This window comes from Actinosynnema sp. NPDC049800, assembly GCF_040656635.1.
GTDB lineage: Bacteria > Actinomycetota > Actinomycetes > Mycobacteriales > Pseudonocardiaceae > Actinosynnema.
Window position 1 is genome coordinate 21,495 of record NZ_JBFAMT010000078.1, and the last position, 10,457, is coordinate 31,951.

5 protein-coding genes are annotated in these 10,457 nt (G+C 71.4%); 4 read left to right on the forward strand and 1 reads right to left on the reverse strand.

What is annotated here, in order from left to right; translation table 11 throughout:
- The first annotated feature begins 84 nt into the window (after positions 1-84).
- The 3 genes from AB0I91_RS41470 (at position 85) to yjfF (ending at position 3,589) form a co-directional block, all read left to right on the forward strand.
- Positions 85-1,596, forward strand: a complete 1,512-nt coding sequence (locus AB0I91_RS41470) for a sugar ABC transporter ATP-binding protein (RefSeq protein WP_498786010.1) — start codon at positions 85-87, stop codon at positions 1,594-1,596.
- A complete protein-coding gene (locus AB0I91_RS41475; RefSeq protein ID WP_230572986.1) occupies positions 1,593-2,570 on the forward strand; it encodes an ABC transporter permease in 978 nt (325 codons plus the stop codon). Before AB0I91_RS41470 ends, AB0I91_RS41475 begins: the two co-directional genes overlap by 4 nt.
- Positions 2,571-2,638: 68 nt before the next feature.
- On the forward strand, positions 2,639-3,589 hold the full coding sequence (gene yjfF, locus AB0I91_RS41480) for a galactofuranose ABC transporter, permease protein YjfF (RefSeq protein WP_498786008.1): 951 nt from the start codon (positions 2,639-2,641) through the stop codon (positions 3,587-3,589).
- Here yjfF and AB0I91_RS41485 read toward each other — a convergent pair.
- Positions 3,570-6,086, reverse strand: coding sequence for a tetratricopeptide repeat protein (locus AB0I91_RS41485; RefSeq protein ID WP_499641778.1), 2,517 nt, complete (start codon positions 6,084-6,086; stop codon positions 3,570-3,572). The genes yjfF and AB0I91_RS41485 overlap by 20 nt on opposite strands.
- 331 nt (positions 6,087-6,417) lie before the next feature.
- On the opposite strand from AB0I91_RS41485, the gene AB0I91_RS41490 reads away from it, so the two are divergent.
- Positions 6,418-10,248, forward strand: coding sequence for a discoidin domain-containing protein (locus AB0I91_RS41490; RefSeq protein ID WP_499641780.1), 3,831 nt, complete (start codon positions 6,418-6,420; stop codon positions 10,246-10,248).
- The last annotated feature ends 209 nt before the right edge of the window (positions 10,249-10,457 follow it).

Consider the following 10,457-nt stretch of genomic DNA (forward strand, 5'->3'; position numbering starts at 1 on the left):
TTTCGTGTGAGGGTCTTGTCGTGAGGTTCTTGTGGTGAGGGTCCGCGTGAGGGGAGTTGTCCGGTGACCGAGCCGGTCGTCGACATGCGGGGCATCTCGGTGGAGTTCCCCGGAGTGAAAGCCCTGCAAGAGGTGGATTTCCGGCTGTTCCCCGGCGAGGTCCACGCGCTGATGGGTGAGAACGGAGCGGGCAAGTCGACGCTGATCAAGGCGTTGACGGGCGTGCACGCGCTCGCGGCGGGCGAGGTCCGCTACGCGGGCGAGCCGGTGTCGTTCCACGCTCCCGCGCAGGCGCAGGCCGCCGGGATCAGCACGGTGTACCAAGAGGTCAACCTGTGCGGGAACCTCACCGTGGCGGAGAACATCCTGCTCGGGCGCGAACCGCGCAAGTTCGGCCGCATCGACGGCAAGGCGATGCGCGCCCGCGCCGCCGAGCTGCTGGCGCGCATCGGGCTGCACATCGACCCGGGCTCGGCGCTGGAGAGCCACCCGATCGCCGTGCAGCAGCTCGTCGCGATCGCGCGGGCCGTGGCGGTGGACGCGCGGGTGCTGGTGCTGGACGAGCCGACGTCGAGCCTGGACGCGGACGAGGTCGCGGAGCTGTTCCGGATCATCCGGGTGCTGCGCGACGAGGGTGTCGCGGTGCTGTTCGTGACGCACTTCCTGGAGCAGGTCTACGAGATCTCCGACCGGATGACGGTGCTGCGCAACGGCCGCCTGGTCGGCGAGCACATGACCGCCTCGCTGAGCCGCATCGACCTGGTGTCGGCGATGCTCGGCCGCGAGATGGGCGTGCTTGAGGAGATCGAGCGCCGCTCGGGCACGCCGGGCCAGGCGTTCCTGGTGGCCGAGGGCGTCGGGCGCAAGGGTTCCGTCGCGCCGTTCGACCTGGAGGTCAGGTCGGGCGAGGTGGTCGGGCTGGCCGGGCTGCTCGGCTCGGGCCGCACGGAGGTGGCGCGGCTGCTGTTCGGCGCGGACAAGGCCGACTCGGGCCGGGTCCTGGTGAACGGCAAGCCGCTGAAGCTGACCGGGCCGAGGGCCGCGATCGAGGCCGGCATCGCGTTCTCCTCGGAGGACCGCAAGGCCGAGGGCATCGTGGCCGACCTGAGCGTGCGCGACAACCTGATCCTGGCGATGCAGGCCGCGCGCGGCTGGGCCCGGCCGGTGCCGCGCAAGCTGGCCGACGAGCTGGTCGCCAAGTACATCGAGCTGCTCGACATCCGGCCCGCCGACCCCGACCGCGCGGTCGGCAACCTGTCGGGCGGCAACCAGCAGAAGGTGCTGCTGGCCCGGTGGCTGGTGACCGAGCCGAAGCTGCTGATCCTGGACGAGCCGACGCGCGGCATCGACGTCGGCGCGAAGGCGCAGATCCAGAAGGTCGTCGCGGACCTGGCCGCGGAGGGCATGGCCGTGCTGTTCATCTCCGCCGAGTTGGAGGAGGTGGTGCGCGTGTCCGACCGCGTGGTGGTGATGCGCGACCGGCACAAGGTGGCCGAGTTGGACGGCGAGGTGGGCGTGGACGACGTGATGGAGCTCATCGCGGGCGGCGGCGACCACGGCGTGGACGCGGATGTGCGGAAGGCGGTGGCGTCGTGAAGAACCGACTGCTCTGGCCGGTGCTGGCACTGGTCGCGCTGCTGGTGCTGAACGTGGTGGTGACGCCGTCGTTCTTCTCCCTGCGGCTGCAGGACGGGCACCTGTACGGCAGCCTGATCGACATCCTGCGCAACGGCGCGCCGACGCTGCTGATCGCGTTGGGCATGACGCTGGTGATCGCGACCCGCGGCATCGACCTGTCGGTGGGCGCGGTGGCGGCGATCGCGGGCGCGGTGACGTGCACGTACATCGCCTCGGGCGGTGACGCGTGGACCGGCATGGGGCTGGCGCTGGTGCTGTGCGGCGTGCTGGGGCTGTGGAACGGGTTCCTGGTGTCGGTGCTGGGCATCCAGCCGATCATCGCCACGCTGGTGCTGATGACGGCCGGTCGCGGCATCGCGATGCTGATCACCGAGGGCCAGATCGTCACCGTCGACTCGCCGACCTTCCGCGAGGTGGGCGCGGGGTTCGTGGTGCTGCCGATCGCGATCCTGATCAGCCTGGCGGTGCTGGGCCTGGTCGCGCTGGTGACCCGGCGCACGGCGCTGGGGCTGCTGATCGAGTCGGTCGGGGTGAACCCGTCGGCGTCGCGGCTGGCCGGCGTGCGCGCGCGCACGATCATCTGGACGGTGTACGTGTTCGCGGCGCTGTGCGCGGCCGTGGCCGGGTTGATGATCAGCTCGAACGTGAGCGCGGCGGACGCCAACAACGCCGGCTTGTGGATCGAGATGGACGCGATCCTGGCCGTCGTCATCGGCGGCACGTCGCTGGCCGGCGGTCGGTACTCGTTGACCGGCACGCTGCTCGGCGCGTTGATCATCCAGACGTTGACCACGACGGTCTACACCATCGGCATCGCGCCGGAGATCACGCTGGTCTTCAAGGCGGTCGTGGTGATCGCGGTGTGCCTGGTGCAGGCGCCGGTCCGGATTCGGGTTCGTGGGGTTCGTGGGAAGCAAGGGGTGCCCGCGTGAAGCAGCAGACAGTGGTCGTGGAGCCGGAGGTCGCCGCGCCGGGCGCGCCCGGTCGGTCCCGTGGGCGCGTGAACGTGCCGAAGCGGTTCCTGCCGGTGATCGCGACGTTCGTGGTGTTCGTGGCGACGTTCGGCGTCGGCTCGGTGCGGTACGAGGGGTTCGCGTCCGGGCAGGTGATGGCGAACCTGTTCATCGACAACGCGTTCCTGATCGTGCTCGCGGTCGGGATGACGTTCGTGATCCTGACCGGCGGCATCGACCTGTCGGTCGGGTCGGTGGTGGCGTTGTCCACGATGATCGCGGCGGCGGCGTTGCAGGCCGGGTGGCCGGTGTGGCTGGTGGTGCTCACGGTGCTCGCGGCCGGTTCCGGGCTGGGGCTGGCGATGGGCTGGGTGATCCACCGGTTCGGCGTGCAGCCGTTCATCGTGACGCTGGCGGGCATGTTCCTGGCCCGCGGGCTGTGCTTCGTGATCAGCGTGGAGTCGGTGTCGATCAAGGATCCGACGTTCCGCGACCTGGCCACGGGGTCGATCGAGCTGCCGGGCGGGGTGACCATCACCTACGGGGTGGTGATCGCGCTGGTGGCGGTGCTGGCGGCGGTGTACGTGCTGCACCTGACGCGGTTCGGGCGCACGGTGTACGCGGTGGGCGGCAGCGAGTCGTCCGCGCGGCTGATGGGCCTGGCGACCACGCGGGTGAAGATCGGCGTGTACGTGATCAGCGGGTTCTGCTCGGCGTTGGGCGGGTTGCTGTTCAGCCTCTACATGCTCTCCGGCTACAGCCTGCACGCGGTGGGCATGGAGCTGGACGCGATCGCGGCGGTCGTGGTCGGCGGCAGCCTGCTGTCCGGCGGCGTCGGGTTCGTGATCGGGTCGGTGGTCGGCGTGCTGGTGCTGGGCACGATCCAGACGCTGATCTCGTTCGAGGGCACGCTGTCGTCGTGGTGGACGAAGATCGTGATCGGTGCGCTGCTGCTGGCGTTCATCGCCCTGCAGCGGATCATCGTGCGGCGGACCTAGGTCCGCCGCACGTTCGGCGCGCAGGGCCCGGGGGCCGGGACAGCGCGGGGCGGGGCGTCGCGGGGGGCGGGGGGGTGGGCTGGGCGCACGCCCCGTGGTAGGCGGCGTGCCACGTGCGCGGGTGGTTCTCGCCCTGCACGCCGGTCATCTCCGCCAGCACGGCGCGCAGCTCGTCGACCGCCTCGTCGCGTCGTCCGGCGCGGTGCAGGAGGTGGGCGCGTTGTTGCCGGATCCGCAGCGTGCGGGGGTGGTCGGGGCCGAAGACCCGCTCCACCGCGTGGCGCAGGGCGGTCAGGTCGTCCAGGGCGCCCGGGTCGCCCGCCACGCCCTGCCAGAACACCAGGTTGGACCGGTAGGTGAGGGTGGTCGGGTGGCCTTCGCCCAGGGCCCGCTCGGCGTCGGCGGCAGCGGTGTGGAACTCGGTGATCGCCCGGGTCAGGTCGCCCGCCTCGGCACGCCAGTAGGCGAGGTTGTGCCGGGCGATGAACGTGTCGTGGTGCGCGGGTCCGGCCACCTCCGCCAAGCCGTCCACGGCTTGCTGGTACGTGGCCACGGCGAGCCGGGCGTCGCCGGTCTCGCCGATCCACCTGCCCAGGCCGAGCATCGCGCGCAACGTCCGCTGGTGCCTCGGGCCCAGTTCCTCGCGCAGCACCGCGACGAGGTGGCTCGCCGCGTCACGGGCTCCGGCGAGGTCGCCCGAAAGCCCCAGGCACAGCGCCCGGTCGTCCTCGGCGGCCACCACGAGCGGGTGGGCGGCGGGCAGGTCGCAGGACTCGACCAGGGACGTCAGCTCGGCCAGCGCGGTCTCGATCAGGCCCGTCTCCAGGCGGTACGAGGCCTGGTGGAAGCGGGCCCACAGGGTGTCCTCGGCGGTGGGGCCGAGCTCCCGTTCGGCGGTGGCGCGGATCTCGCCGAAGTGGGCCAGGGCGGTCGTCGCGTCGCCGAGGTCGCCGATCGCCTTGGCCACCTGGGTGCGCAGGACGACCACGTCGCGCGGGTCGGTCGCGCGGGCCAGGAGCTCCGTCGCGACGTCGCGCGCCGCGGCGAGCCTGCCGATCTCGGCGAGGTGGCGGCCGAGCCGGCGCAGGACGGGGTGCATGCCGCCGTCCCACAGGTGCTCCCCCGCGACCGACCGCAGCACCTCGGCGTTGCGGTACAGCGCCGCGGCGGTGTCGGCGTCGGCGGTGGACCACTCGCGCTCGATCGCGTCGGCCGCGGTCACGGCGACCGGCGCCAGGTCCGGCACCAGGTCGCGCGCGGCGCGCTGGACGAGCGCGTGCGCCTCGACCCGGCCGTGGTGGGTGACGAGGTTGAGCCGGTGCAGCGCGCGCAGCGCGGCCAGGTTGCGGCCGCCGTCGAGCAGCACGGCCTCGGGGATGCCGTCCGGCGCGAGGACCGAGATCAGGCCGAGCAGGTCCACCGCGGCGGCGGCCAGGGACTGCGCCCGTTCCACCGCCAGCCGCACGGTGCCCGCGACGGTGTCGTGGTGCTCGTCGGCGGGTGAGGTCAGCGGGAACAGGTCGGCGACGCGCTGCCGCCGGTCGGCCAGCAGGGCCAGGTAGGCGGGCACGTCGGTGCCGCTGTCGATGAGGAACGCGGCGGCCTGCGAGAGGGCGAGCGGGAAGCGGCCGAGGGCGTCGGCGAGGGCGGCCAGGTGCTCCCGGTCGTGCCTCGGGTCGACGGCGAGGCGGGCGGAGAGGTAGGCGGTGGCCTCGTCCGGGTCGAACATGCCGACGGCGATCACCCGCGCGTCCGGTCGCAGGAGGGACGCGTCGCGGCGCTGCGTGGTGACCAGGCTCCGGCCCGCGTCGCCGGCGGGCCACAGGCCGGCCAGCTCCGCCGGGTCGTCCACGTCGTCGAGCACCACCAGCCACGACGTGGTGGTGGACCGCAGCCAGGCGAGGAAGAGGTCGGCTTGCGCCTCGTCGTCGGCGCCCGCGGCGGACTTGAGCGCACGCCAGGCGCGCGCGTAGCCGGCGAGCACCGACTGCCTGGTCCGGGCGCCGACCCAGACCAGCACGTCGGCGCGGGCGCGGTGGAACGCGGCGGTGGCCAGTTGCGACTTGCCCACGCCACCGGGACCGGTGAGGAGGACCTGGCGGACGTCCCCCTCCCGTAACGCGGCGTCGATCGCGTCGGCCAGCTCGGCGCGGTCGCGCAACGCCGCCGCGTCGCTCGGCGGCCGTCCCACCACCACGCGCCCGGACTTGGGCGTGGCCCGGCGGTCCTGGTGGGCGGCGCGCCACAGCTCGCGCAGGTCGTTGAGCTTCGGCACGCCGCCGGTCGCGAGGGCGACCGCCAGCACGCCGTCGAAGTCGCGGGGCACGGACTGGCCGCCGACCCACTCGCCCAACCGCCGGGCGTTCACCGCCACCCGTCGCCCGGATGGCAGCACGACCGCGCTGGCGCGCCGGGCCACCGCCTCGTCGGACAGGTCGGGCAACCGTCCCCGCAACCGCGCCAGCGCCTGCGCGAACGCCGCTTTCGGGTCGCTCACCGCCACCTCCCCAGATGATCACCAGTCTAGATCCCCGCAACGGCCCGGAACGGGGTGGCGGCGTGCGTGAACGCCGTGGATGAACGCCGTGGCGCCACGGGAGCACACCCCCGACACCCAGCCGGTGGTGACCGAACACCCCCGACCCGCGCCAAGGGCCGCCATCGGCGTGCCAACCGGGTTCGTACGGATGGCCTACTCGGGCGTCTGACCGTTGACTTTCCCGCCGGGGCTCTGCAACGCTGCGATCCGGTTACGCAAGAAATCGACAAGTATGCGGAACTTTCTGACAAGCGCCCGGAACTGCCCTAAGAGAAGGGCCAGCACGACCATGTCAACGACGACACGCGCCCGTTCGCGCCTTGCCGCCTCACTGCTCGCACTGAGCCTCACCGCGTTCGCCCTGAGCACCCCTGCCGCTCAGGCCGAACCGTCGGCCGGGGTGCTCGACCTCGGCAGACCGACCCGCATCGACCAGGTCCGACTGTCCTTGCCGGACGACGACACCACGTTCTCCGTCCAGACCAGCCTCGACGGCAAGGGGTTCGCCACCCTCGTGCCGTCCGCGCCGCGCCGGGGCGAGGAGCAGGCGTTCGAGTTCGACCCCACGCTGGTGCGCTACGTGCGCGTGGACGGCGCGCAGGTCCGCGACATCGATGTCCGCCAGGCCGCCGACGTCACCGCCAAGCTCGCCGCCACGTACAGCGCGAGCAGCCACAACGACGTCTACCAGGCGTCCAACGCCGGTGACGGCAACCAGGCCACCTACTGGGAGAGCGCCAACAACGCGTTCCCGCAGTGGCTGCGGGCCGACCTCGGCGCGGCGGTCAAGGTCGACCGGGTCGTGCTCAAGCTGCCGACGGCGGGGTGGGGCGCGCGCACCCAGACGCTGGCCGTGCAGCACAGCACCGACGGCCAGAACTTCGGCGACCTCGTCCCGTCGGCGCAGCACGCGTTCAACCCCACCTCGAACAACACGGTGACGATCCAGTTCACCGCGACCACCACGCGGTTCGTGCGGCTGCTGATCACCGGCAATACCGCGTGGCCCGCCGGTCAGGTCTCGGAGTTCGAGCTGCACGGCCCGACCACCGGCGACACGCAGGCGCCGTCCGCGCCGACGAACCTCGCCTACACCTCGCCGCAGTCCGGGCAGATCAGGCTGACCTGGTCGGCCTCCACCGACAACACCGGCGTCACCGGCTACGACGTCTACGCCAACGGCGCGCTGCGCACGAGCCTGGCGGGCACGGTGCTGACCTACACCGACTCCCAGCCGGACGGCGTCGCGGTCACCTACCACGTGATCGCCAAGGACGCGGCGGGCAACCAGTCGCCGCCGAGCGGCTCCGTCACCCGGCCCGGCTCCCCCGGCTCCGGCGCGAACCTGGCCAAGGGCAGGCCGATCACGGCTTCCTCGCACGTGTTCGACTTCGTGGCCGCGAACGCCAACGACGACGACGTGAACACCTACTGGGAAGGCGCGACCTACCCGACCACGCTGACCACCCAGCTCGGCTCGAACTCCGACCTCAGCTCGGTCGTGCTGAAGCTCAACCCCGCCTCGGCCTGGGGCACCCGCACGCAGAACGTCCAGGTGCTGGGCCGTGAGCAGAGCGCCTCGGGCTTCACGAACCTGGTGTCCGCGCGCGACTACGTGTTCAACCCGGCCTCCGGCAACACGGTCACCATCCCGCTGTCCGCACGGGTCGCGGACGTGCAGCTGCGCGTCACGTCCAACACCGGCGCGCCCGGCGGCCAGGTCGCCGAGTTCCAGGTGTTCGGCGTGGCCGCGCCCAACCCGGACCTGACGGTGAGCGCGACGTCGTTCACCCCGACGAGCCCGGTCGAGACGAACCCGATCACGCTGTCGGCGACCGTGCGCAACGCGGGCACGGCGGCGTCCGGCGCGACCGACGTGACGTTCTTCCTCGGCACCGACGCCGTCGGCACGGCCCAGGTCGGCGCCCTCGCGGCGGGCGCGTCGGCGACCGTCACCGCGAACATCGGCCCGCGCGGCTCCGGGTCCTACTCCTACACCGCGAAGGTCGACGAGACGAAGAAGGTCGTCGAGCAGAACGAGGCCAACAACGCCCTGCTGCACCCGAGCGCCCTGGTCGTCACGCCCGTGCCCAGCTCGGACCTGGTCGGCGCGCTGAGCTTCTCGCCGAACAACCCGGCCAACGGCCAGAACACCACCTTCACCGTCGTGCTGCGCAACGAGGGCTCGATCGCCACCGCGAGCGGCGCGCACGGCGTCACGCTCACGCTCCTCAACGCCACCACGGGCGCGACCGTGCGCACGTTCACCGGCAGCCACACCGGCGCGATCCAGCCGGGCCAGTCGGCCGCGCCGATCACGTTGGGCTCCTGGGCCGCCGTCAACGGCAAGTACACGCTGCGCACCGAAGTCGCGGTGGACGCCAACGAGATCGCCGCGCGGCAGGCGAACAACCGCACCACCCAGTCGCTGTTCGTCGGCCGCGGCGCGAACGTGCCGTGGGAGCACGTCGAGGCCGAGGACGCCGTCACCGCGGGCGGCGCGCAGAAGATCGGCCCCAACCGCACCATCGGCGACCTCGCCGGCGAGGCGTCCGGCCGGCGCGCGGTGACGCTCAACAGCACCGGCTCGTCGGTCGAGTTCACCACCAGCGGGTCGACCAACACCCTCGTCACCCGCTTCTCCATCCCGGACGCCGCGGGCGGCGGCGGCATCGGCGCCACGCTGAACGTCTACGTCAACGGGGCGTTCCACAAGGCGATCGACCTGCACTCGCGGCACATCTGGCTCTACGGCAACGAGGCGTCACCGGGCAACTCGCCGGGCGCTGGTGGGCCGCGGCACATCTACGACGAGGCGAACGTGATGCTCAACGGCACGTTCCCGGCGGGCACGAAGATCAAGCTGCAGAAGGACGCGGCGAACACCACCAACTACGCCATCGACTTCGTCGACTTCGAGCACGCGGTGGCGCGGGCCAACCCCGACCCGGCCCGGTACCTCACGCCGACCGGGTTCGGCCACCAGGACGTGCAGAACGCGCTGGACCGGTTCCGCATGGACACCAGCGGCACCCTGCTCGGCGTGTACCTGCCGGCCGGCACGTACACCACGGCGCAGAAGTTCCAGGTGTACGGCAAGCCGGTGCGGGTGATCGGCGCGGGGCCGTGGTTCACGAAGTTCGTCGTGCCGACCACGCAGGAGAACACCGACGCGGGCTTCCGGGCCGAGCAGTCGGTGAACGGCTCGACGTTCAGCGGGTTCGCGTTCTTCGGCAACTACACCTCGCGCATCGACGGCCCCGGCAAGGTGTTCGACTTCTCCAACGTCGCGAACATCACCATCGAGAACATCTGGGCCGAGCACATGGTGTGCCTCTACTGGGGCGCGAACACCGACTTCATGACCATCAAGGACTCCCGGATCCGCAACATGTTCGCCGACGGCATCAACATGACCAACGGCAGCACGGACAACCGGGTGGCCAACATCGAGGCGCGCTCGACCGGCGACGACAGCTTCGCGCTGTTCTCCGCGATCGACGCCGGCGGGGCGGACGAGAAGAACAACGTGTACGAGAACCTGTCGTCGTTGACGACCTGGCGCGCGGCCGGGTTGGCGGTGTACGGCGGCTTCCTGAACACGTTCCGCAACATCTACATCGCCGACACGTTGACCTACTCGGGCGTCACGATCAGCTCGCTGGACTTCGGCTACCCGATGAACGGCTTCGGCCCGGAGCCTACGACGTTCAGCGGGATCACGCTGGTGCGCACCGGCGGGCACTTCTGGAACGGGCAGACGTTCCCGGGGATCTGGATGTTCTCGGCGTCGAAGCCGTTCCGGGGCATCCGGGTCGACGACGTCGACATCATCGACCCGACGTACGCCGGGATCATGTTCCAGACCAAGTACAACGGGACGACACCGGAGAACCCGATCCAGGACACCGTCCTGACGAACATCTCGATCTCCGGGGCCCGGTTGAGCGGCGACCAGTTCGAGCACAAGTCCGGCATGGGCCTGTGGGCCAACGAGCTGCCGGAGGCGGGCCAGGGCCCGGCGGTCGGCTCGGTGACCTTCAACAACCTGCGGTTCAGCAACAACAACGAGAACATCCGCAACCGGACGTCGACGTTCACCATCACCGTCAACCCGTAGTCCGCTCCAGCCGGAGCGCCGCCCCGTCCCCCGGGGCGGCGCTTCGCGTAGCGCTTCTTCCGGCGGTGACGCGGACGTGACCGCCGGCGGACGCGGGAACGGCCCCCGGCGGGGAGGGCGGATTCCAGGGGTCGTCGCAACACAACTGATCAACTGGCTTAGGTCAGGAGCTTAGCCAAACGCTCGGCTGGGGTGTCCCAGCCGAGCGT